The sequence below is a fragment of the Kineosporia babensis genome, assembly GCF_021129305.1.
Lineage (GTDB): Bacteria > Actinomycetota > Actinomycetes > Actinomycetales > Kineosporiaceae > Kineosporia > Kineosporia babensis.
Map to the genome: position 1 here is coordinate 37,132 of NZ_JAJOMB010000003.1, position 22,256 is coordinate 59,387.

A 22,256-nucleotide genomic window follows, 5' to 3' on the forward strand; every position below is an offset into this window, starting at 1 on the left:
GGTCAAGAAGTCTGGGCCATCTTGACGGTGGGGTCAAGAAGCCCTTCGAGTTCCCAGGGCAGGCTCTCCCCCACGTGCGCAGCCACCCGTTCGGCCAGCGCCGCCAGCAAGTGGGCCACCTCCAGGCCCTCGGGGGTGAGCGAGTACACCACGTGCGGCGGCATGCTCGGGCGCTGCTCACGGATCACGAACCCGTCCTCGACCAGCGCCTTGAGGTTCTGGGCAAGCATCTTCTCGCTCACCCCGTCGATCCCGCGCAGCAACTCGTTCCAGCGCCGCGGCCCGCCCCGCAGAGCCAGCATCGCCAGCGTCCCCCATTTATTCGTGACGTGGGTGAGCACCGCCCGCGCGTCGCAGTCGGCCGGGATCGGGGTCAGAGGCGGCAGTTCGCTCATCCCGGCAGAGTACTTACCAAATAGTGGGTACCGGAAATTTGGAACGGATGAATCCAGCCTGCGTTGAGAACCTGCGGAAGAGCTGTTCACCCCGAAAGGAACGTCCATATGTCCCGCGTCATCGCCATCCTCGGAGCCGGCACCGGCCTCGGCGCCGCGCTCGCCCGCCGGTTCGGCCAGGAGGGATTCCGCACCGCCCTGGTCGGCCGTCGGCTGGACCGGCTCGAAGCCCTGGCCACCGAACTCAAGGCCGAGGGAGTAGAAGCTGCGACCTTCGGCGCGGACCTGTCCGAACCGGCCAACGTCCCGGGTCTACTGGCCGAGATCCGCGAGCGCTTCGGCCGGATCGACGTCGTCCACTACGGTCCGGCCAGCAACAACACCGCCTTCACGCCCGCGGTCGAGCTCACCCCCGAAGCCCTGGACAAGCTCCTCCCGTTGTTCCTGCTCACCCCGATCGAGGTCGTGCGCGGCGTGCTGCCGCAGATGCGTGAGCGCGGCGAGGGCGCAATCCTGCTCAGCCAAGGCCTCACCGCCGCTGTTGCCCTGCCCGGCATGAGCGGCGTCGGCCCGGCCATGGCCGCCGCCCGCAACTTCATGCACACGCTCAACCTCGAGCTGCAGGGCACCGGCGTTCACGCGGGCATGCTGACCATCGGCGCCCTGATCCAACGCAGCGAGACCGCCGAGGCGGGCCCGCTGGAGACTGGCGACGGCGAACCGTCCTTCCCGGTGGCCGATCCCGATGAACTCGCCGGCCTCTACTGGGACATGTACGTGCGCAAGGACACGGCCGAACTGTTCTACCCCGCAGCGGCCGGGTGAACGCCGGGGCGGCTCGCCGAGATCGGTCTCGGTGAGCCGCCCCGTTCTGCGGCAGAAGGTGTATCCGGGCCTGAACGACCGGAGCAAAGGTGAAGACCCCAAGCTCTGCGCTCAGGCGGCCGCCGGGCGCGCGAGTTGCTGCACAACTCGCAGAAGTTCCTCCAGCGGAACGGAAAGGTTGTTGGGCTGACCGGCGCTTCGGCTGAGCCCGTCCTCGATCCAGCGGCGCATCAGGGCTGACGGCTTTACCCCCTGCCGCTTCGCCTCGGCCTCGATGGCCTGAGTCATTGCCAGCGACAGCCGTACCGTCTTGTTGACTTCCAGGTTCTCCTCGGTCATCAACGGGGTCAGGTCGGTGTTCAGCAGTTCCTGCACCTTGTCCTGGTCCATCTCAGTCATCCTCCACGTACCGTTTGAAGCGGTTTTCCTCGACCGGCATCATCTTTCGGGCCGCCAGCACGGTCCAGGCGATCGGCCAGACCGACTCCACCTCCTCCAGCAGGACATACAGCATGCTGCCCGAATGAGACCGGGCCAGCACCGCGGTCACGTCCTCCCCCAGAGCCAGCGACAGTCGCCTGCTCCACGCCAGCGCTGAGACGACCTCCGACTCCTTCACCCCCTCGCTGCGAAAGTTGCTGCGAGCGTTGTCGGTGATGATGTAGGACGGCTGATCCTCGTTCATCGCACACCTATGTTGCAATGCACTTGCAATGCGGTCAAGGACGAACGTAGTCGCAGTCAGGCATCCACCCCGGCCCACAGCGAAGCGAGGGCAGTACGGGGGCGATTCCGTAGGGTTTGAGATTGGCCATACCCCAGTGGACCTGCCCCCAGTGCCGACGCATCCCCACCGGCTGCGCTGACGATATTCGTGAAGGCACGGGCGCCTCCTCCGATGCCCCCAGCACCCGCCGGGCGCAACGGCGCGCGAACGAACACGCGTCCAAAAACTTGATTGACTCCAAACAAGGGTCTAGGTTCGTCCGCATGACGTCCGAGCACGAGGCCATCCTGCGGGCGGCCTCGTTACGCGTGACGCGGCCCCGGCTGGCCGTTCTGGCCGCCCTGCACGACCACCCGCACGTGGACACCGACACGGTGATCCATCTGGTCCGGACCGAGCACCCGGCGGTCTCGCACCAGGCGGTGTACGACGTGCTGCGGGCCCTGACCGATGCCGGCATCGTCCGGCGCATCCAGCCGATGGGCGCCACCGCGCGGTACGAGACGCGGGTGGGTGACAACCACCATCACATCGTCTGCCGCGGTTGTGGCGCGATCGCCGACGTGGCGTGCGCCGTCGGCCACGCCCCCTGTCTTTCCGCCTCCGAGGACCACGGCTTCGTGGTCGACGAGGCGGAGGTCGTGTACTGGGGTACCTGCCCCGAGTGCGCGGCCGAACGCAACTCTCACTGAATTCGCCAGTCCGGAAGGATGCTCATGAGCAGCGACGCCCAGGACCCGAAGGCCTCCGGCTGCCCGGTCGCACACGACTCGGCCACCGCCTCGGGTAGCGAGAGCGAGAACCCGGCGATCGACGCGCCCAAGGCCACGACCCCCAACCCGCGCAGCAACCGGGACTGGTGGCCGAACCAGCTCGACCTGTCGGTGCTGCACGCGCACTCCTCCAAGGGCAACCCGCTGGGCGAGGACTTCGACTACGCGAGCGAGTTCGCCAAGCTCGACGTCGAGGCGCTGAAGGCCGACATCACCCAGGTCCTGACCACCTCGCAGGACTGGTGGCCGGCCGACTTCGGGCACTACGGCGGCCTGATGATCCGGCTCAGCTGGCACGCCGCCGGTACCTACCGGATCGAGGACGGCCGGGGTGGCGCCGGTGACGGCGGCCAGCGTTTCGCCCCGCTGAACAGCTGGCCGGACAACGCCAACCTGGACAAGGCCCGCCGCCTGCTGTGGCCGGTGAAGCAGAAGTACGGCCAGAAGGTCTCCTGGGCCGACCTGCTCGTGCTCGCGGGCAACGTGGCCCTGGAGTCGATGGGCTTCAAGACGTTCGGGTTCGGTTTCGGCCGCCCGGACGTGTGGGAGCCCGAGGAGATCTTCTGGGGCCCGGAGGACACCTGGCTGGCCGACAGCCGGTACGTCGCCGACGACAAGATGCTCGAGGGTGTCGGGGCCACCGAGATGGGCCTGATCTACGTCAACCCCGAGGGCCCCAAGGGCAGCGCCGACTTCCTGAAGGCGGCCGCGTTCATCCGCGAGACCTTCGCCCGGATGGCGATGAACGACGAGGAGACCGTCGCGCTGATCGCCGGTGGTCACACCTTCGGCAAGGCGCACGGCGCGCACACCGCCGACGTCGGCCCCGAGCCCGAGGGTGAGTCGATCGAGGCGCAGGGTCTGGGCTGGCTCAACCCGCACGGCACCGGCAAGGGCGCGGACACGATCACCTCCGGCATCGAGGTGACCTGGACCGACCGGCCCACCGAGTGGAGCAACCGGTTCTTCGAGATCCTGTTCGGCTACGAGTGGGAACTGACCACCGGCCCGGGCGGCGGCAAGCACTACGTGGCCAAGACCGAGGACGAGATTATCCCGGACGCCTACGACGCGTCCAAGAAGTACCGCCCGACCATGCTCACCACCGACCTGTCGCTGCGGTTCGACCCGATCTACGGCCCGATCTCCAAGCGCTTCCTGGGCCACCCGGACGAGTTCGCGCTGGCCTTCGCCAAGGCCTGGTACAAGCTGCTGCACCGTGACATGGGCCCGGTCAGCCGCTTCCTCGGCCCGTGGGTGGCCGAGCCGCAGCTGTGGCAGGACCCGGTTCCGGCTGCTGCGGGCACCCAGGTCGGCGACGCGGACGTGAGCACGCTGAAGGCCAAGGTGCTGGAGTCCGGCCTGTCCGTGGCCGAGCTGGTGCAGACCGCCTGGGCCAGCGCCGCGACGTTCCGTTCCACCGACAAGCGCGGTGGCGCCAACGGTGCCCGGATCGCCCTGGAGCCGCAGAAGAGCTGGGAGGTCAACCAGCCCGAGCAGCTCTCGAAGGTGCTCTCCTCGCTGGAGAACATCCGGGGCGAGTTCAACAGCGCCGGTGGCGCGCAGATCTCCCTGGCCGACCTGATCGTGCTGGCCGGTTCGGCCGCGGTCGAGAAGGCCGCCAAGGACGCCGGGGTCGAGGTCAGCGTGCCGTTCAGCGCGGGCCGGACCGACGCCACGCAGGAAGAGACCGATGTGGAGTCGTTCGCGGTGCTGGAGCCCCGCGCCGACGGCTTCCGCCAGTTCCTGCGCCCCGGCGAGAAGACCCAGCCCGAGGTCCTTCTCGTCGACCGTGCCTACATGCTGGACCTGACCGCGCCGGAAACCACCGCGCTGATCGGTGGCCTGCGGGTGCTCGGCAACAACGTCGGCGGCAACCAGGCCGGTGTGCTCACGGACAAGCCGGGTCAGCTGACCAACGACTTCTTCGTCAACCTGCTCTCCCCCGGCACGCAGTGGAAAGCCGCCGCCGAGGGTGAGCACCTGTACGAGATCCGCGACCTGGCAACGGGTTCGGCCAAGTACACGGCCACTGCGGTCGACCTGATCTTCGGCTCCAACTCCCAACTGCGCGCCCTGTCCGAGGTCTACGCCAGCGAGGACGCCAAGGCCAAGTTCGTCCACGACTTCGTGGCGGCCTGGGTGAAGGTCATGAACGCCGACCGGTTCGACCTGAAGTAGAAGCAGAACCACCGACGGACGAGAGCGGCCGGCTCAACCGGTCGCCCTCGTCCGTTGCTGTTTGGCTGTTGGGTTCTTTGGTTCTGGCCTGCGGCGCTTCCAACTGGAGACGTTGTGGCCGGGTCGGGTACGAAGCGTCCTTGGGTGGCTGGTTTGATGGGTATTGTCGGTCGTTGGTCAAAGAGAGGTCACCGATGAGTTCATCTGCCGGTTCCGCCCCGCTGCTGCGCTTCGAGCCTTCCGGCTACACGCCGGCGCAGGTGCGCTCGTACTACGGCGACTCCGGCTCCGGCCAGATTGCCGCAGCGTCGCCCTATCTGGCCGACGTGCGGTCGGTACTCGACGATGCGCAGGTCTGGCTGGGCGAGTATCAGGTGCCGGAGCGGGCGGCGATCGTGCTGGATGTGGACGATACCGCGCTGAGTACTTATACCTACGGCGCGGCAACGGATTTCGCCGGCTGGCACGACGTCCATCCGTTTGCCAAGTACGTCATGAGCTGCCAGATGCAGGCGGTGGCTGGTGTGCCGGAGTTCGCCCACTGGGCCGCCGAGCGCGGTTTCGCCCTGTTCTACCTGACTTCTCGGCCCGATCAGATTCATCAGATCACGTTGCAGAATCTGCTCGAACAGGGCTATGCGGAACCGGCGCAGCTGTTCTGCAAGCCCGGCACGCAACCGTTCCCGGAGTATCTTCCGGCCCTCGTGGAGGGTACTTCTTCGCACAGCACAGTGGCTTTCAAGACGGCGACGCGGGCCCACCTGCAGGCGCAGGGGTATGACGTGATCGCGAACATCGGGGATCAGCAGTCAGACCTTGAGGGCGCCTACGCCCGGCGGACGTTCAAGCTACCCAACCGGATGTACCTGCTCCCCTAAGCGGGCGCGTCCTTCGCCGCTGTAACAGCCTTGGGCGTGCCACGATCGGCCCCGCCCAGCAGAGCCTCGACACCCGCCACGTAGCCCAGCCGCGAGGTGTCGGAGACCAGCAGGTTCTGGATCAGGAAGCCCTGGGCCAGGCCGAGCATGGCAGCACCGACCTGTTCCGGATCAGCATCGGCCGGCAGGTTGCCCGCGGCCTGCCAGCGGCGGGCAACCTCGGCGTGATGCCCCCGCAGGCGCCGGTACGCGTCATCGACCCGCTGGCCGAGTTCCGAGTTCCGCCCGGCCTCGGCCCAGACCTGCAGGACGATCCGGGTCAGGTCGATGCCGAGCTCGTTGTTGCGCAGAACGCCGTCGAGCACGCCTTCGAGGATGGTGCGCAGCGCCTCGACCGGCGCCGGCGTAGCCTCTCTCTCCAGCAGCCGGGCGAACGCCCCGTCGGCATTCTGCAGCACGTTCTCGGCCACTGCCCCGATCAGCTCATCCTTACTGCGGAAGTAGCGATAGACCGCACCGGCCGACATGCCCGAGGCCGAGATGATGTCCGCCATTGACGTGGCGTGGAAGCCGTTACGCGCGAAGAGCTCTCCGGCGGCCGCGAGGATCTCCTGGCGGCGGGCGGCTCGGTACTCCTCGGTGACGCGCGGCATGCGGCCAGCCTAAAAGCGAACGTTCGTTCTTGACAAATACGCGGGGCGGGATCACGCTACCCAAGGCATAAAACGAACGTCCGTTCTCTTTAGGAGCAGTCATGACCCCGGAGCACACCCCGGCACCGGTCCCTGACCCCAGGTCCCAGCTCAGCACCGCCCCGCAGCCGACCTCAGCCCACGCGCCCACCAGCCCGGGCGTATCGCCGTGGAACCAGGTCGCCGCCGTCGTGACCCTGCTCACCGTGATCATCAGCGTCCTGCTCACCGCCTTCGCCTGGCCCGCCGCCCGCTCCTCGATCCACGACGTCCCGATCGCCGTGGCCGGCCCCGCCCAGGCCGTCGACCAGGTGACCAACGCCCTGGAACAGCGCGCCCCCGATGCCTTCGACATCACCCCCGTGGCCAACACCTCAGCCGCCGAAGCCGCCATCCGCGACCGCGAGGTCTACGGCGCGATCGACGTCAGCACCGGCACCCCCACCGTCCTGACCGCCACCGCGGCCAGCCCGGCCGTAGCCCAGACCCTGCAAGCCCTCGGCACCGCTCTCAGCGCCGGCGACACCCCGGCCGCCACCGTCCGCGACCTCGCTCCGCTACCCGCCGACGACCCCCGCGGCGCAGGCCTTGCCGCCGGATCGCTGCCCCTGGTGATCGGCGGGATCCTGGCCGCGCTCTTCCTGACCAACCGGGTGAAGGGTGCCACCCAGCGTCTGGCCGGAGCCCTGGCGTTCTCGGTCACCGGCGGCCTGGCCATGGCCGCGATCCTGCAGTTCTGGCTCGGCTCCCTGGAAGGCAACTACCTCGCCAACGCGGGCGCCATCGCGCTCGCCGTCGCCGCCACGTCCACCATCATCCTCGGGCTGGAAGCCCTGCTCGGCATGCCCGGTTTCGGGCTCGGCGCCGCGACCATGATGCTCCTGGGCAACCCGCTGTCGGGCACGACCAGCGCACCCGAGATGCTGCCCGGCTTCTCCGGCGCCATCGGCCAGTTCCTGCCGCCGGGCGCATCCGGCTACCTGCTGCGCTCCACCGCGTTCTTCGACGGCAACGGCTGGCTTCAGCCCGTGCTCGTGCTCGGCTGCTGGTTCCTGGCCGGGGCGACGCTGGTGTTCCTGGCCGGCCGGCGACGGGTGCCGGCCGGAGCCCGCTAGCCGTCACGTTGGAGGGCGAGCTGAGCACGCAGTCGCGGGCCGAGGAACTCGAGTATCTGCTGCCCGTCCTCACCCGGCTCGGGCAACCCCTCCACGAAACCGGAGGCGATGGGTTCGGCCAGGGAGCCGGTGCACGCCTGTTCCAGGACGTCGATGACTGCGCGGGCCTCGTCGGTGCGGCCGGCCTCGACCTCTTCGGTGAGCCAGGCCAGGACATCGCCGAAGAAGGTGTGGATCAGGACGTCCTGGTGGTCGCCGTAAGTGTTTTCCTGGGCCCAGCGCTGCAGCGCGGGCACCGCGGCGAGCAGTTGGTGCACCAGGTCCATGTAGCCCGGGGCGGCCCGCCAGTCCCGGGCGGTCTGCACCGGCGGCCGGAGTTTCGGGCCCAGGTACTGCGCTGGGTCGGGGTGGGCGGACGAGCCGGGGAACTGGGACAGGAAGGCGAAGTCGATGACCGAGTCAACTTCCGGGTCGCGGCCGAACTCGTGCTCCAGGACGGCGGCCAGATCCGTGAGTTGCGCCCGCCAGGAGGCCGGATCGGCGGCGAAACCGCGCAGGACGTCGCCGCTGTAGCGGGCCAGGAAGATCTCGGGGGTTGCTTCGTCGAGGCCTTCTTCGCGGCACTGGGCGGCCACGGCTTCGTAGCGCTCGTGGGCGGCGGGGACGGCGGCGAGCACGCGCTCGGCGAACTCGTCCAGCACGGTTGTCATCATTGTCCTTTCAGCGCCCGCTGCAGTTCGGTCTTCAGCCAGCGGGCCCACTTCACGTCTTCGCTGCTGGCCTGGCGTTCGTAGGTTCTCAGCCATCGGTTGATCCCGTTGAGACTGACCTCGCCCTTCTCCCGGTGGAAGGTACCCCCGGTCGGCCGCCCGGTGCGCAGTTCGTTGCGGATGGCGTCCATCGTGGTCCCGTCGCCCACCCGGTTGCTGCGGGTGGTGCCTTTGTAGAGCTCCTTGACGATGTTCTGCAGTCTCCAGTGCCGTACCCGTGGGATCGGGGCCGGGGGTTTCTGCGGCAAGTCTGGTACCCCGCCGGAGTTGCCGGAGCCGGGCTGCCCGGGCCCGGCGGCCTGCGACAGCATGACCCCGGCCAGTCCCAGGGTGGCCGTGGTGACGAACGCGCCGCTCATCGTCGCGGTCGGCACCAGCACGGTGGCGCCAGCCGAGGTGACCACGGCCGCAAGCCCGATCGAGGGCGGGAAGAAGACGAAGGCGCCCAGGGTGAGGGCGATGCCGCCGATCAGCAGCATGGACGAAAGGGCATCGAGTACGTGGACGTTCTGGATCACCGGCTGGTCCGGCGCACCACCGCCCACCCAGTGGACCAGCGAAAGGCTGCCCAGGGCGAAGGCTCCCAAGGCGGTGCCGATGCGTAGGTACAGGCCGGTGGCCGGGTCGGCCCACGAGGAGGTCCGGACGGTGGGAAGGCTGCGCACCGCGGTGAACAGCTGCCACCCCAGCAGGGCCAGCCCCAGCAATCCGGGGAGCAGGAGCATGAGGACGAACAACGGACGATGCTCGCTCACCGAACGCTGCACACCAGCAGCCCATGGCGTGGAGCCGAGGCCGTAGTAGATCGCGGCCGGGAGCAGAAGCACGGCCCAGAGCAGGAGCGGCCAGAACCGGGTCAGGGCGGCCCGGCGGTCACGACTGATCCGGCTGAATCCCCGCCACGGACGCCAGGAGTCAGCCGTGTCCGCGGCATCCATCTGCTGCCGGACCGTCTCCAGCTCGGCCAGCAGCTGTTCTCCGTCGCCCCGGCGGGACTCGAAGCTGTACCAGGTGGCGCGGCGCAGACTGAGGTACCGCGTGAACAGCAGCGGGGTCCAGGGCAGGCCGAGCCCGGCGAAGCGGATCAGGCCCTGGGCACCAGCTTGTTCCGCGGCGAGCGGGGCCGGGTGGGCCTGGCGCATCCGGCTGAGCACCTGATGATCCAGCGCGACCGCGGCGGCGAGGGCCAGCAGAGGCCAGATCCAGCGCAGGTCCTGCGAGTATCCGGCCAGCGAGGTCAGTGAACTGCCGGGGTGGGTGAGGGCGTAGTTGACCAGAGCATGGTCGAGCGAGACCAGCAGGACCAGCAGAGGCCCGAGCAGACGAAACCGGCCAGGGCCGCGCAGCAGCAGTCCGATCCCGAGCCCGGCCACCGCGCTCCAGACCAGGTGCACCGAGAGGCCGGGGCTCTGGTTCAGGGAGAGGTAGTCACCGCCGACCGGTGCCGGTAACCAAAGGGTGAGGGTGTGCAACGGGTCCGGGACGATGGGCGGGGAGAGTCCGGTGGGCAGCACCCATCCCTGCGGCACACCGATCGCGCCGGCGGCCCGGGAGCCGAAGCGCATGGTGGCCTCGAGCAGCCCGAACCCGGCGCCGAAGGCCCCGCCCAGCACCAGGAAGTCGGTCAGGCCGCGCTGCGCCCGGTGGCGCACCGACCAGGCCAGGATCAGCAGCGGCGCAATCTTGACGATCTCTTCGACGAACGGGTCGGTGGTGTAGGAGGCCGTTTCCACCACAGCCCTGAGCGGCTCTCCGGTGGCGGTGGCGTAAACCCTGGTCAGAACGAACTCGATGCCAACGGCGAGCAGACCGCACCCGTAGAAGCCGAGCCCCACAGCCAGGGCCAGCAGGCCGAGGCGGACCGAGCGGGTGGCGTAGCCGAGGACCGCCAACTGCAGCACGCCCCACAGCGCAGTGAACGCCATGGCCAGCACCAGCATCCGGACCTCCTCCCCCAAGGAAGTCTCGATCCTAGGGCAAAAGGGGCAGCTCGCTCAGCCGAACCTGGTGCCCGAAAACGACAGCTGCTGGTCCCGTCGCGTCTGCCTGCCGGTCATCTGGGGTGACTAGCCTCTCCGCGTGATCTGGGCGTTCGGCCATGGCTGAAACCACTTTGGGGCCGCCGAAGGCCGAGCTGGACCGGAATGCTTCGTGGACGGACAGGTGGCGGCGCCTTCCGGGGCCGGCCTGGGCAACGGGTTCTCTGCTGCTGATCTACCTGGCCTCGCGGCTGACCGTTGTCGCAGCCACGGCGACGGTTGCTTGGCTGGATCTTTCCGGGCCTCGGTGCGGTGACGTCACCGACCAGCCCATCAACGGGTACGGGGAGTTGCTGCGCTGCTGGGATACCCAGTGGTTCCTGCGGGTGGCGGCCGAGGGGTATCCGCGTGCGCTACCGGCCGACGGCGGGCCGACCACCCTGGCGTTCTTCCCTGGGTATCCCGCCACGATCGCGGCCGGGGACGTCCTGGGGCTGAGCCCGTTGGTGGCGGCGCTCGTGGTTTCGCTGATCGCCGGGGCCATCGCCACTTTGCTGGTCGAGCGGATGGGCCGGCTCATCCGCACCCCCGAGGCAGCCCGGCGGGCCGCGGTGTTGTTCGCGTTCTTTCCTGGCGCCGTGGTCTTTTCGTGGGGGTACTCCGAAGCGTTGGCGGTGGCTTTGGCCGGCATCGCGCTGGTCGCCTCTTACCGAGAACGCTGGCTGATCGCGGGGTTGGCGGCTGCGCTGGCCGGGTCGGTCCGGGCGGACGTGGGTATTGCCTTAACGGTGGCGATGCTGGTGGCGGCCGCCCTGAGCTTCCGACACAAACAAGGTGACTGGCGAGCGGTAGCCGCAGTCGCCGCGTCCCCCATTGGGATCTTGGGGTACTTGGGTTTTGTCTGGGCGTGGACGGGGTCTGCGACGACGTGGTCACGTACCCAGTCGGAAGGCTGGGATCAGCACATGGACTGGGGCAAGCATGCGCTGACTTCGCTGGGTGGGGTGCTGCGGCCGTGGGACAGTCCGTCGCGGGTGGTGCTGGTGGTGGCCGTAGCCGGTCTGGCCGTGGCGGTACTGGCTCTGGTCAAACGTCCGATGCCGTTGCCCTGGCTGACCTACGTGGTCGTGCTGGTGGGGATCAGCCTGGTCTCGAGCCAGGTGGGTTTCCGGCCGCGGGCTGAGGTTTTGCTGCTGCCGGCGTTTGTTGCCGTAGGGATGTGGATGCCGCATAGGCATATGGCCTGGGTGGTGCCGGGGCTCGCCGCACTGCAGGTGGTTCTGACGGTGTTGTGGCTGGGGGCACCGCTGATCGCGCCTCCTTAAAGGGAAGTCGATGCGCTGCGGGTGCAGAGGCCGGACGTGGCCGCGCTCGTGGTCACGGTGTTGGCTGAGCCGGTGCCCGGTGGCCGCTGTGCAGCTCGTAAACGCCGAGGGCGGGAACACCTGATGTTGGCTGAGCATTCGCACCGCCGCGACCCAGGTGTTCCTGCCCGTCGTGATCGAACCCTATCGTCGGGGCCCGTGTCGTCACGCGCCCTTGCTCTCAGGTTGCTGCCCCTGCTTCTGCTCACCGGTCTGACCCTGGTCGTCGCCGCCGGCCTGAAGTCGTACTGCCTGACCGACTGGGAACCCGGAAGCCAGCCCAAGGTCTGCTACAACGACATCCAGACCCTCTGGTACCAGCGGGACATGGCCCAGCACACCGCCCCGTACCAGGGCTCGGTGGAGCACCTCGTCGACGCCGCCGGCAACGAGGTGATCCGGCTGGGCGCCGGGCAGATCGAGTACCCGGTCGTGACCGGGGTGTTCGCCTGGCTGTCGGCGCTGCCGGTCGACTCCGTGAACGGCTTCTGGATCGTCACCGCCCTGGCGCTGACCCCGTTCGCCTTCCTCAGCGTCCTTCCGCTGCACAAGATCGCCGGCCCCCGCGCCCTGCTGTTCGCCCTCTCACCCCAACTGGCCGCCTACGCGTACCTGAACTGGGACCTGTTGCCGGTCGCGGCCACCGCCGGCGCCCTGTGGACGTGGCACAAACAGCGTTACGTGGCCACCGGCGTCCTTTTGTCGCTGGGAGCCTGCGCCAAGATCTACCCCGGGTTCCTGCTGCTGCCGTTCCTGATCGCCCTCCTGCTGGACAAGCGGGTGCTGGACGGCGTGCGGATGGTCGCCGCCGCGATCGGCACCGCCCTGCTGCTGAACGTGCCGTTCATGGTGATCAACTTCGAGGGCTGGTGGGGGCCCTTCGCCATGCAGTCCAAACGGGTGAACGACAGGACCACCAACTCGATCTGGTACTGGGTCTTCGACGCGCACCAGACCTCGATCGCCAACCTCTGCGCCTGGGCCACGGTGTTCGCGCTGTGGGCGGTACTGATCCGGATCGGCCTGAAGCAGGAGCGTTTTCCCGCGGTCGCGGTGGCCGGGGCGATGGTGGCCGGCTACATCGCGGTCGGCCGGGTCGACTCCCCGCAGTACGGCCTGTGGCTGGTGCCGTTCCTCGTCGTCCTGGCGGTGCCGTGGCGCTGGGTAGCTCTGTTCACCGTCACCGACATCTGGCTGTGGGGTCAGTGGTCGTGGCTGTGGGGTACGCCCGGCTGGATGGGTAACACGGCCATGGTGGTGCGCGGGCTGACCGTGCTGGCGCTCGCGTTCGTCCTGGTCCGCAGCCTGGAGATCCGCAGCCCCTCCGACCGCACGGACCGCCAGGCCGAGGCGAACAACCAGCCCAGCAACCAGCAGACAAGCACCGGCGCGGCCACGTGGCGCACTCCGAGCATGACCTCGGTGGCCAAGGACGAGGGTACGTCCGCCCTGCCGGGGACGTAGGAAATCGCCATCACGGCCAGCCGGGCCACGAGCAGACCTTCCAACAGCAAGGGGACGTCGGCCAGGACGAGCGCTATCCATACAGGTGCGTCGTACCAGGGAAGAACGTACGGGGCGGCCAGCGGGTAGGCGAGCGAGAGAACGAGCAGGGCGCGGGCGGCGCTGCGGACCTCCACGTCGGTGCCGACCCGGCTGTACGCCACCGGCTGCCAGATCCGCCGGGCGGCCAGGATCACCAGCACCGCCAGGGCAGCGAACAGCAGGGGTAGGGCATTTCGCGCCGCCTGGCCGAACAGGGCCTCCAGGAGGCTGATCACCGTACGCCAGGGGCTGGCGATCGAGACGAAGTGACTGGCCTTCTGGGTCTGGTCGTAGGCGTGCGGACCGGCCCAGACATGCGCCGGGAGTAGCACCGCCAAACCCCCGACCAGCGCCGACGTTGTGGCCACGGCCAGCTCCGCCGGGGGCCGCCGGTGAATCGCCCACCAGGCTGCCGCGGCCACCGCCAGGTACGGCAGCTTGGTACCCGCCGCGAGCCCGAAGGCCGCGCCGGCCAGAACCCACAAGGGAACCCGGACCAGCAGGGCGCCCCGCCGGGGCAGGATCAGCAACGCCATGCCGGCCACGCCCGCCGCCACCGCCAGCACGTCCAGGTGAGCACCACCCACCAGGATGGCCAGCAGCGCGGGGTTCAGCAGCCACAGCACCGCCACTCGGGCCCGCCGCGTTTCGTCCTGCCCGGCCAGGCGGTACAGCAGCGCGCCCGTCGCCAGAAACGCCACCCCGACCACGGCCTGCCACAGCCACACCGTCATCCGCAGCTCCCCCGCCCCCAGCGCGGCCAGGAGCTGGAACAGAGCGGTGGCGATCGGGCCATAGACGCTGGGTGTGCCCTCCCACGGGGCCTCCACCGCGGCGATCACAGCGTCAGAGGTAGGCCAGGTGTTGGGCGCCACCACGTACGGGTCGGCGCCCAAGTCGCTGATCCGGCCGTACGCGGCGTAGCTGAGGTGGTCGGCGGAGCCGAACGGGGGTACGAGCACGAGCGCCAGGGTCATCAGCGTGCTGGCCTTGAGAACTCGGTCCACCCGCGGCGCCCAGCCCAGCCGGATCGCCCGCAGCGCCTGCCACAGACCCAGCGCAGCCAGAACGAAGCCAGTAGCCAGAAGCACGACCACCAGACCGGGCGCCGGGGTAAGGCCGAGATCGTAGGGCGGCCAGAAAGTGCGGGCGCCCAGGGGCGGCGTGGCGGCGGAAGAACCCAGGAACGTAGGGACGATCAGCAGGACGAACGCGCTCGCAAGCAGCCCCAGCGCAGTGTTGCGAACCGGTCTGGAGTCTGACGACCCGCCCGAGAACCTGCTACGGACCAGCTCCGGGATCCCGAACGCACCGATCGTCACGTTCCCCGATCAGACCGGAGCGGCCGATCGGTGACGTGAAGGGCGCGGACGATCGCCGCGACCTCCAGATGAACAGTGAGGACGGGCGGTCAGTGCCCTACCGGACAGCCTCGCGGTGCGGCCGGCTCGTCGTCGGACCACATCGCGACCGGCGAGTCGGCGAACTTGGCGTGCCGGCCGTAGCGCATCGACTCGTTGGGCTTGTCCAGGTCGACCACGTGCACCGGGACGCCCGGGCGCAGCGACTTCACCGACAGCCAGTGCTTGACCAGCGCGGCCCCCTTCACCTGGGGCGCGTGCGGCACCGGGTAGCTGGGGAAGCGGTAGCGCGAGCCGACCCGGTTCGACGTCCAGCCGGTGTCGTTCGGCGGCATCTCGCCGTGCGTGGTGAGGTGGCGCTGGCAGAACTTGGCGAACCCGCTCTGGCTGGCGGTGAGGTTGTTCATCTTCATCCGGGCGCTCTTGAACCCGGCCCGGATGGCGCGCAGGGTGGCGATCTCGACCTGGGCCATCCGGTACTCGTCGAACCGGTCGGTGGCCGAGAGCATCTGCTCGTCGATCGGGCCGTGGATCGCCTCGCTGATCCGCCCGGCCCAGTTGTAGCGGGTGGTGTCGAGGAAGTTGGTGGCCAGCTCCTCGTCCACGTACCAGCCGTTGAAGATCGTGCAGTAGCGCTGCCCGGCGATGTCCAGGTCGAAGTTGGTCTGCAGCGGGATGGCCGGCCAGCAGGCGAACGGCTCGCCGTAACCGGAGTCGTCGGCCGGGCCCTCGCTCTCCGGGTGCCTGGGCCAGGGGATGTCGATCAGGTAGCGGCTGATGTTCGGCACCGGGGCCATCACCAGCTCGCCCGCGGCCCCCATCGCGATCATCGGCAGCACGTCGAACGAGCCGGGACGGTAGCCGGGCATCGGCTCGATCAGGTGCTGGGCGTTGTAGGAGCGCACCCAGTCGGTGACGTCCAGGTAGCCGCCGTCACCGGTCCACTCGCCGTCGCCGGTGCGGTAGCCGGCCGCGCGCAGCATCTGCTCGGTGACGAACATCTGCCCGAGCTCACCCGGCGGGGTGGGCATCCCGAGCACGGTGATCACGGTCTGCGGGGGCACCGGCGCGGTCATCGCCAGATCCGCGTGCTCGACCGTGGCCTTGAGCATGTCGACGGCGCTGCGCACCTCGGGCCGGTACTGGATCACCGCGTGCTGCAGGGCGTGCTGCCGGCCGGAGCAGCGGTCGGAGTTGATCCAGGAATAGCGCACCCAGAACTGCATCTCGGCCGGGTGCACGGTGAACGTGCGGCCCGGGCCGACCTCGGCGATCAGCTCGACCAGGCGCATCCGCTGGGCGTGCGGGGTGAGGTCGGCGGGGTCGAACCCGCAGACCGTCACCATCTCCGGATCCCGCTCGAGCCACTCGTACATCAGCCGCCACTCGGCCACCACCCGGTCCGGGTCGATCGCCGGGCGCTGGGTGTCGTGCCGGTAGGCCTTGGTCGGGCGGAACATCGGGTGCTCAGGCGCCGCGATCGGGGCCAGGGGCAGTCCGGCGGGGGCGGTGCTGGTCTTCACCTGGACGGTGGGAGCGGCGCTCTCGTAGCCGTCCGCCCCGTAGCCGGAGCTGCGGTGAAGGTTCTGCTGAGTCATACAGTCCCTTACCAAGACTCAGCCGGCAGGCCCGGCCGAGGTTGCGTGGTGCGCCCAGGGTGCTGCGGCAGACCGTGCGGCTGCGTCGGGTACGGACCCTGCTGCGCCGGGTACTGCTGCTCCTCGGGCGCGGCGTACTGGTACTGCTGCTCGTCGTACGGAGCGTCTGCGTACTGCTGCTGCGGGTAATGGCTTTGGCCGTACTGCTCCGGCTGCCCGGGGTACTCCTGCTCCGGGTACTGGGCTTCGCGGTACTGCTGGTCGCTGTACTGCTGATCGTCGTACGGCCCGTCGGCGTACTGCTGGCCGGCGTACTGAACGTCCCCGTACTGCTGCATACCGCCGTACTGCTGGTCTCCCCCGTACTGCGGCTGCGCCTGGCCGTACTGCTGAACACCCTCGTACTGCTGGGCATCTGCGTACTGCTGATCGAACTGCTGGGGGTTGGCGTACTCACCGTCGGCGTACTGCGACTGTGCGTACTGCTGGTCGCCGTACGAGCTTGCCTGCGCCTCGTCGTACTGAACTTGGGGCTGCTGCGCGTACTGCGGGCGCTCGGCGAACTGGGGCCCGGCCGGCATCGGCTGCGACTCCGGATGCTGAGCCTCGCCCTGCGCAGCGTCGGCATACAGCGCGGGCGGGGCCGCGTACATGGCCGGCGGAGCGGCGTAAAGCTGCGGCGCAGCGTTAGGTCCCGACTGCGCAGCGTTGCTGGCCAGGATCTGACCGGTGTTCAGTTGCCGCACCCCGGCCGGAGCGGTCGGCGGCGGATCAGAGGCCGCCGGGCCGACGCCCCGCACACCGTTGCCGCGCACAGCAACCGGAGCAGCCGGGCGCACCGGCTCGGGAACGACGGGAGCCTGGGCAACGGGCACAGCAGCACCCGGACCAGCGCCGTAACCTCCGCCGTAGCCGCCGCCCGGCGCGACGTCGTAACCGGAGCCGTAGCCGCCGTGCTCAGCGCCGCCACCGTGCTCGGGGCCGTAACCGGCTCCCGGCCCGGCCGGATCGGCGAGCTGGTCCCCGGCCTCGGCCGCGTCGGCGCCGTCGATCATCACGGCGGCCATCCACTCGTACACGGCCATCCAGCACGAGGCGACCGTCGTCTCCAGGTAGCCGCCGTTCATCGCCCGCAGGGCGCGCACCAGCGCATGGGCCACGTAGACGTAAAGATCGTTGGTGATGCCGTACTTCTGGCGGTGGATCGCGCCCCAGCGGCGCAGCTGCAGCTCGACCATCTCCGGGCGGTCCAGGTGGTTCACCGCCATCAGGATCGCCTTCAGCAGACGCTCGTTCTGCTGGCTCATGTCCTGCGGGAACAGGGCCCGGGCCTGCGGGGCCATGTCGAACAGCTGCTGGTAGAACTCCTCGGTCAGCTGGACGCTGTCCTTCGGCAGAGCCTGGCAGCTCTTGCGCACGACCTCGATCGTCCGCGTATCGAAAGGAGGAAGCTCCTCCAATCGTCGCGGTTCGCGAAACATCCAGTTCTCCCTAGAGATCCAACCGTCGGCAGGCGCAAGGCGAGAGCAGGGCTACCGGATGACGAAGCGTCGAGCACCGTTCTACAAAAGAACCAAAAGAACATGCAAGCTCGACAAAACTTACGAAACCCACCGGCCGACCCGGACAAGCCGGTGACCAGCGTGCATACAGGGTCGTATCGCCGCCGGACATCTTTGGCGGACGACAGAGTTCACCTGCGACCAGATTCCCCCGGGTCTGTCAAGAACCGAGATGAATCACCCTGCCCGGCAACCATGTTCACCGGGCAAACATTCCCAGGCCATCGGCCAGAAGTCTGCCCAGGGTCCAACACTGGCCCGCCAGGTAGGAATTCGACTACGTTGGGCAACCATAAGCAAACCCAGCGTGTTTCACCAACTGTCCAAATCGTGAGACTCGTCATCCCACCGGCGCTCGCCCGATCAGTCCTGCGTGCGATATGCGAAGCCGGGCCACACCGCGCATCTGGTGCCCGGCGACAGCTTGTCCATACAATCAGCGCTTCGGCTCAGCGGCATCCCGGTCCGCCACGCCGCGATCGGGGGGATCGACCACCCGCGCGCGAGGAGGAACATTGAGGTACCGCCGCCTTCCCGGCCGCGGCCTGCCCGATTCGCAGCCGTCAGCCTCGTCCCGCCGGCCGGCCCTGACGACTGTGAGCCCGCTGTGAGGTCCGGGAACCTGATCCGCACGCTGATCGTGGAGCCCGATCCGGTCCAGGCCACCCTGCACGGCGAGTACGTCAAGAAGACGGCCGATTTCACCGTCTCCGGGGTCGCGCACACCGCGGCCGAGGCGCTGCAGCAGATCGACTACGAGCCCCCGGGCCTGATCCTGCTCGACCTGCAACTGCCGGACATCAGCGGCCTGGAGCTGTGCCGGATCCTGCGGGCCCGCAACTGTCCGGTCGACATCATCGTGATCACCTCGGCCCGCCAGCTCGGCCTGGTCCGCTCGGCCCTGTCCTTCGGCGTGGTGCACTACCTGCTCAAACCGCTCACCCTGCGCTCTTTTCAGGGGCATCTGCGGCGCTACGCGGCCTACCACCGCCGCACGTCCACCTCGACCGGGCCGATCAACCAGTACGACATCGACTCGACCATCGCCCAGCTACGCCCCGACGTGCACACCGAAGCCGTTGCCTCGCGCGCCACTTCGCTGCGCACGCTGGACAGCGTGGCCGCCCACCTGCGCACCTCGGACGGCCCGGTGACGGCGAACGAGGTGGCCGAGGCCCTGGGCATCTCGCGGGTCACCGCCCGCCGCTACCTCGAAGAGCTCACCGCCCGCCGGATGGCGGCCCAGACGCAGCGCTACGGCAACTCCGGCCGCCCGAAAAACCTTTACCACTGGCACGCCGAGTAATCGGTCAACTACTAACGGACGATCGCCTCATCGCCCGCGGCGGCTCACCTTGGGTGCGTGCTGAGCCAGCCAGTTCTCTGCGCACCGTACTTCGCGCTGGTTCAGTGAGACCACGACGATCATGCCGACGAAGATCAGGTAGAACACGACGTCCGCCGGAAGGAACTCGCCGGAGAGCAACCGGGCCACGATCAGGAACCCGACCGGGGCCGCCGAACCATACGTGACCGGCTTGCGCTGCAACGCCCTGCGCGCCACGTCCACGGCAATCACCTGGTCCTGCTCAGCCACCGCCTGCCCGGCGCGAACCCGGGCCAGCACCTCCTTGCGGCGCTCCGGCTCCACCCCCAGCGCCAGCGGAGCCCGCAACCAGTGCCGATCCTTGCCTCGCACCCGGAAGAACTCGATCACTAAGACCAGCGGCGGCACCGCCGAAGCCGCAACCCCCGCCACACTCCAGGCGTTCAACGGCACCCGCCCGAGCCACAGCATGAGTGCCACCACTGCGGGTACAACCGGAACGAGCAGCGGAAGCACCCGGGTAAGCCGCCGGTCCTGCTCCTGCTGGGCCCGCTCTCTCACGCCGGGGTGTCCGGTTCGCTCCCGTGCTGAGCCAGCCAGGCCCGGGCACCGCGGAACGAGCGCAGGCTGAACGGCCACGAGATCAGGCACCCGAGCACGCTCACCCCGACCAGGATGTCGGTCGGGTACCAGGTGGCGGCCAGCAACCGGGACAGGGCGATCAACAGCACCAACGGGGGCATCAGGCAGATCAGCCACCGCTGCGACACGATCCGCTCAGCCACCTCGCGAGCGATCCGGTGATCCCGGGCCTCCACCGGCCGACCCCTGCGAACAGCGTGCAGGATCGCCTTGCGCCGTTGCTTGTCCACCCCGCCCAGCAGCAGCGGCTGCAGCGACGAAGAACCCCGACGCCATGCCCGCCGGATCAGCAGGACCACGATCAGCGCCACCGACCCACCGAACACCGCGCCCAGAACCCACAACCACGTGGGTACCGACTCCCCGGCCTGCGCCGCAGCAACAAAGAGTCCGCCGACCAGGCCGAGCGGCAGAACAACCGCGTAAACCACTGCTGCCCAGCGCAACTGGCGCTCGTGCCGCCGGCGAGCCAGTACCGCGATCTCGGTCAGCTCATCCACCACGCGCCCATGATCAACGCAATCGCCATCACTCGCATCTCAAAACCACCCAAAACCCCTCGGCGCCACCGCCGACAACGAGCAACCACCGAAAGCGATCGGCACCTTCACCCGATCAGGCTCTTGCGCAACCCTTGACGGACCGCCTGCCCAGGGTGAACCTGTTGAGGGCGACCGGGCGCGAACTTACCCGAAGGTCGCTCAGTCAAAAGGGTTTTGATCATCTCAGGGGCGCGGCCACCGAGCGGCCGGGCCGTCGTCATGCGCCGGGACAGTGCGTCGGGGGACGCGGCCGCCGGCTCCGTCGTCATGGGGGAAACCAGAAGATGGACTCACGCCTCAACCCCACCAGCCCGACCAGCCCAACCGGCCCGACGAACCCGGCCGGCCCTGCGAACCGGATCAGCGCCGGTAGCCCGGCCGGCTCGTCCAGCGACACCACAGCGATCAGCGAGTCCAGCGCCGACCAGCCGCCCCAGTCGTCCAAGTCATCCCGACCGCTCGAGCCACCGCAACCGTCCCGGCGTTCCGTACTCGCCGCGGCCGGCCTGCTCCCCCTGCTACCGACGGTCAAACCGTTCGGCGCACCCGCCGCCCCGAAGAAGAAAACGGCCACGTTCGCGGTCAGCTACACCGACTTCGCCGCCGTCACCCCGAGCTATCTCACACCCACCCAGTGCTGGAACTCGCTGGGCCTGGACGACACGAACCGGCTGTACATCAACTGGACCAGCACCCGATCCGACGGCCGGGAAGACACCGCGCTGTTCCGCTACAACCCGTACACCGGCGGCAAGCAGTTCCTGGGCAGCTTCATCGACGTCGCCACCGCGCAGGACAACATCCGCACCGGCGAGCAGATCCCCAAGGGCCACACCCGGATCGTGCAGGTCGGGCGCAAGCTCTACATGGCCTCGCAGGGCTTTCACGACTTCAAGGGTGCGATCACCGACCTGCCCAACTACCGCGGCGCGCACCTGTTCCGCTACGACCTCGACACCGGCGCGTTCGACGACATCAGCAAGGGCCTGCCCGGCGGGGTGGTGATCAAGAACGAGGGCATCGTCGCGCTCAGCTACTCCCCCGAGCACAAGCTCCTGGTCTGCCTGTCGCACCCGCACGGCAAGATCATCCTGTTCGACCCGGCCACCAACACGATCAAGAAGACCGTCACCGGCATCCCCTGGGCGATGAACAAGATGGTCAGCCGGGAGATCGTGGTGACCAGGACCGGCAAGATCTACACCTATCGCGGTCCGGAGGACCCGAGCCTGCGCGAGAACACCAACCCGGTCTGGGTCTACGACATCGCTACCGGCTCGTTCACCAACACCGGCGTCTCGCTGAAGGGCGGCTTCTGGAACGGCCAGGCCGTCACCGCCGACCGCAACAAGATCTACCTGTCCACGGTCACCGGCAATCTGTACCGGCTGGACGTGGCCACCGGGGCGTTCACCGCGCTCGGCTCGTTCATCGACCCGGTCGATTACAACCACGCCAAGAAATTCCGGGTGATGTACTTCTACGGCATCGAGATGACCGCCGACGAGAAGCAGATCCTGGGCTGGCCGATCATCTCCCCCACCGCCGGTTCCGGGGGCGGCGGCACCCGCCTGGTCAGCTACAGCATCCCGAACAACAAGGCCACCAAGCAGTTCGACTCCCCGATCGCGGCCTTCACCGGCAGCAATCACCGTGACCCGCAGGGCCGGTTCTACCAGGCCGCCTTCGACTGGGACCACAACTGCAAGCTCTCGATCCTCACCCCGCAGTAGCAGCAGCCGAGCCGGGACGTCGGTGGCCGCTCACGCCGGCGGCTCACCGACACTGCCTTTCAAGATCAACGGACGTCGTCCCGGATGCCAGCCACACCATCCTTTGATCGGTGGTTCGGCACTACCAACGGACGCCGTACCCGAGTGCCGCCCACACCGTCCTTTGATCGGTGGTCCAGCACTACCAACGGACGCCGTCCCTGACTGCCAGCCATACCGTCCTTTGATCAGTGGTTCGGCACCACCA

Annotated in this window: 19 protein-coding genes; 9 read left to right on the forward strand and 10 right to left on the reverse strand. The window is 68.5% G+C overall.

The window, feature by feature from the left end; genetic code table 11:
• Window positions 1-2: 2 nt before the first annotated feature.
• On the reverse strand, window positions 3-395 hold the full coding sequence (locus LR394_RS06095) for a winged helix-turn-helix transcriptional regulator (protein ID WP_231439395.1): 393 nt from the start codon (window positions 393-395) through the stop codon (window positions 3-5).
• A 108-nt stretch (window positions 396-503) separates the two neighbouring features.
• On the opposite strand from LR394_RS06095, the gene LR394_RS06100 reads away from it, so the two are divergent.
• On the forward strand, window positions 504-1,220 hold the full coding sequence (locus LR394_RS06100; RefSeq protein WP_231439396.1) for an SDR family NAD(P)-dependent oxidoreductase: 717 nt from the start codon (window positions 504-506) through the stop codon (window positions 1,218-1,220).
• Window positions 1,221-1,331: 111 nt separating this feature from the next.
• Here the strand turns inward: LR394_RS06100 and LR394_RS06105 are convergent, their stop codons facing one another.
• Together LR394_RS06105 and LR394_RS06110 are read right to left on the reverse strand one after the other, a co-directional pair.
• On the reverse strand, window positions 1,332-1,610 hold the full coding sequence (locus LR394_RS06105; protein ID WP_231439397.1) for a hypothetical protein: 279 nt from the start codon (window positions 1,608-1,610) through the stop codon (window positions 1,332-1,334).
• A 1-nt stretch (window position 1,611) separates the two neighbouring features.
• Complete coding sequence (locus tag LR394_RS06110; protein WP_231439398.1) at window positions 1,612-1,905, reverse strand: hypothetical protein; 294 nt, start codon at window positions 1,903-1,905, stop codon at window positions 1,612-1,614.
• A 305-nt stretch (window positions 1,906-2,210) separates the two neighbouring features.
• On the opposite strand from LR394_RS06110, the gene LR394_RS06115 reads away from it, so the two are divergent.
• The 3 genes from LR394_RS06115 (at window position 2,211) to LR394_RS06125 (ending at window position 5,779) form a co-directional block, all read left to right on the forward strand.
• The gene (locus LR394_RS06115) at window positions 2,211-2,639 is read left to right on the forward strand and encodes a Fur family transcriptional regulator (protein ID WP_231439399.1); all 429 of its coding nucleotides are present in this window, start codon (window positions 2,211-2,213) and stop codon (window positions 2,637-2,639) included.
• Between the two features lie 24 nt (window positions 2,640-2,663).
• Window positions 2,664-4,901, forward strand: coding sequence for a catalase/peroxidase HPI (gene katG, locus LR394_RS06120; RefSeq protein WP_231439400.1), 2,238 nt, complete (start codon window positions 2,664-2,666; stop codon window positions 4,899-4,901).
• A gap of 173 nt (window positions 4,902-5,074) precedes the next feature.
• Window positions 5,075-5,779, forward strand: a complete 705-nt coding sequence (locus LR394_RS06125) for an HAD family acid phosphatase (protein WP_231439402.1) — start codon at window positions 5,075-5,077, stop codon at window positions 5,777-5,779.
• On the opposite strand, the gene LR394_RS06130 is transcribed toward LR394_RS06125, so the two are convergent.
• Window positions 5,776-6,432, reverse strand: coding sequence for a TetR/AcrR family transcriptional regulator (locus tag LR394_RS06130; RefSeq protein ID WP_231439403.1), 657 nt, complete (start codon window positions 6,430-6,432; stop codon window positions 5,776-5,778). The genes LR394_RS06125 and LR394_RS06130 overlap by 4 nt on opposite strands.
• Window positions 6,433-6,533: 101 nt before the next feature.
• On the opposite strand from LR394_RS06130, the gene LR394_RS06135 reads away from it, so the two are divergent.
• The gene (locus LR394_RS06135; RefSeq protein ID WP_231439404.1) at window positions 6,534-7,586 is read left to right on the forward strand and encodes a YhgE/Pip domain-containing protein; all 1,053 of its coding nucleotides are present in this window, start codon (window positions 6,534-6,536) and stop codon (window positions 7,584-7,586) included.
• On the opposite strand, the gene LR394_RS06140 is transcribed toward LR394_RS06135, so the two are convergent.
• Together LR394_RS06140 and LR394_RS06145 are read right to left on the reverse strand one after the other, a co-directional pair.
• Complete coding sequence (locus LR394_RS06140) at window positions 7,583-8,296, reverse strand: DUF7674 family protein (protein ID WP_231439405.1); 714 nt, start codon at window positions 8,294-8,296, stop codon at window positions 7,583-7,585. The genes LR394_RS06135 and LR394_RS06140 overlap by 4 nt on opposite strands.
• The gene (locus LR394_RS06145) at window positions 8,296-10,296 is read right to left on the reverse strand and encodes a PrsW family glutamic-type intramembrane protease (protein ID WP_231439406.1); all 2,001 of its coding nucleotides are present in this window, start codon (window positions 10,294-10,296) and stop codon (window positions 8,296-8,298) included. Before LR394_RS06145 ends, LR394_RS06140 begins: the two co-directional genes overlap by 1 nt.
• 158 nt (window positions 10,297-10,454) lie before the next feature.
• Between LR394_RS06145 and LR394_RS06150 the strand changes: the two genes are divergently transcribed.
• Together LR394_RS06150 and LR394_RS42725 are read left to right on the forward strand one after the other, a co-directional pair.
• The gene (locus LR394_RS06150; RefSeq protein WP_231439407.1) at window positions 10,455-11,660 is read left to right on the forward strand and encodes a mannosyltransferase family protein; all 1,206 of its coding nucleotides are present in this window, start codon (window positions 10,455-10,457) and stop codon (window positions 11,658-11,660) included.
• A gap of 198 nt (window positions 11,661-11,858) precedes the next feature.
• Complete coding sequence (locus LR394_RS42725) at window positions 11,859-13,163, forward strand: glycosyltransferase 87 family protein (protein ID WP_331283047.1); 1,305 nt, start codon at window positions 11,859-11,861, stop codon at window positions 13,161-13,163.
• Between the two features lie 1,492 nt (window positions 13,164-14,655).
• On the opposite strand, the gene LR394_RS06160 is transcribed toward LR394_RS42725, so the two are convergent.
• Both LR394_RS06160 and LR394_RS06165 read right to left on the reverse strand, forming a co-directional pair.
• Window positions 14,656-16,203: a nitric oxide synthase oxygenase gene (locus tag LR394_RS06160; RefSeq protein WP_231439409.1), complete on the reverse strand. Its 1,548-nt coding sequence runs from the start codon at window positions 16,201-16,203 to the stop codon at window positions 14,656-14,658.
• 8 nt (window positions 16,204-16,211) lie between these two features.
• The gene (locus tag LR394_RS06165) at window positions 16,212-17,621 is read right to left on the reverse strand and encodes a globin domain-containing protein (protein ID WP_231439410.1); all 1,410 of its coding nucleotides are present in this window, start codon (window positions 17,619-17,621) and stop codon (window positions 16,212-16,214) included.
• 751 nt (window positions 17,622-18,372) lie between these two features.
• Between LR394_RS06165 and LR394_RS06170 the strand changes: the two genes are divergently transcribed.
• Window positions 18,373-19,071 (forward strand): response regulator, encoded by a 699-nt coding sequence (locus tag LR394_RS06170; RefSeq protein WP_231439411.1) that lies wholly within the window; start codon window positions 18,373-18,375, stop codon window positions 19,069-19,071.
• A gap of 27 nt (window positions 19,072-19,098) precedes the next feature.
• Here the strand turns inward: LR394_RS06170 and LR394_RS06175 are convergent, their stop codons facing one another.
• Window positions 19,099-19,653, reverse strand: coding sequence for a hypothetical protein (locus LR394_RS06175; protein ID WP_231439413.1), 555 nt, complete (start codon window positions 19,651-19,653; stop codon window positions 19,099-19,101).
• Window positions 19,650-20,237, reverse strand: coding sequence for a hypothetical protein (locus LR394_RS06180; protein WP_231439414.1), 588 nt, complete (start codon window positions 20,235-20,237; stop codon window positions 19,650-19,652). The genes LR394_RS06175 and LR394_RS06180 overlap by 4 nt, the downstream gene beginning before the upstream one ends.
• 323 nt (window positions 20,238-20,560) lie before the next feature.
• Between LR394_RS06180 and LR394_RS06185 the strand changes: the two genes are divergently transcribed.
• Entirely contained in the window at window positions 20,561-22,009 is a 1,449-nt protein-coding gene (locus tag LR394_RS06185; RefSeq protein WP_231439415.1) for a hypothetical protein, read from the forward strand.
• Window positions 22,010-22,256: the final 247 nt, after the last annotated feature.

What these genes read in the sequence shown, in the direction of transcription:
- LR394_RS06140 (WP_231439405.1), bottom strand. Translation starts at nt 8,296, where the DNA reads ATGACAACCGTGCTGGACGAGTTCGCCGAGCGCGTGCTCGCCGCCGTC.
- LR394_RS06130 (WP_231439403.1), bottom strand. Translation starts at nt 6,432, where the DNA reads ATGCCGCGCGTCACCGAGGAGTACCGAGCCGCCCGCCGCCAGGAGATC.
- katG (WP_231439400.1), top strand. Translation starts at nt 2,664, where the DNA reads ATGAGCAGCGACGCCCAGGACCCGAAGGCCTCCGGCTGCCCGGTCGCA.
- LR394_RS06185 (WP_231439415.1), top strand. Translation starts at nt 20,561, where the DNA reads ATGGACTCACGCCTCAACCCCACCAGCCCGACCAGCCCAACCGGCCCG.
- LR394_RS06110 (WP_231439398.1), bottom strand. Translation starts at nt 1,905, where the DNA reads ATGAACGAGGATCAGCCGTCCTACATCATCACCGACAACGCTCGCAGC.
- LR394_RS06115 (WP_231439399.1), top strand. Translation starts at nt 2,211, where the DNA reads ATGACGTCCGAGCACGAGGCCATCCTGCGGGCGGCCTCGTTACGCGTG.
- LR394_RS06150 (WP_231439407.1), top strand. Translation starts at nt 10,455, where the DNA reads ATGGCTGAAACCACTTTGGGGCCGCCGAAGGCCGAGCTGGACCGGAAT.
- LR394_RS06160 (WP_231439409.1), bottom strand. Translation starts at nt 16,203, where the DNA reads ATGACTCAGCAGAACCTTCACCGCAGCTCCGGCTACGGGGCGGACGGC.
- LR394_RS06100 (WP_231439396.1), top strand. Translation starts at nt 504, where the DNA reads ATGTCCCGCGTCATCGCCATCCTCGGAGCCGGCACCGGCCTCGGCGCC.
- LR394_RS06135 (WP_231439404.1), top strand. Translation starts at nt 6,534, where the DNA reads ATGACCCCGGAGCACACCCCGGCACCGGTCCCTGACCCCAGGTCCCAG.
- LR394_RS06095 (WP_231439395.1), bottom strand. Translation starts at nt 395, where the DNA reads ATGAGCGAACTGCCGCCTCTGACCCCGATCCCGGCCGACTGCGACGCG.
- LR394_RS06145 (WP_231439406.1), bottom strand. Translation starts at nt 10,296, where the DNA reads ATGCTGGTGCTGGCCATGGCGTTCACTGCGCTGTGGGGCGTGCTGCAG.
- LR394_RS06105 (WP_231439397.1), bottom strand. Translation starts at nt 1,610, where the DNA reads ATGGACCAGGACAAGGTGCAGGAACTGCTGAACACCGACCTGACCCCG.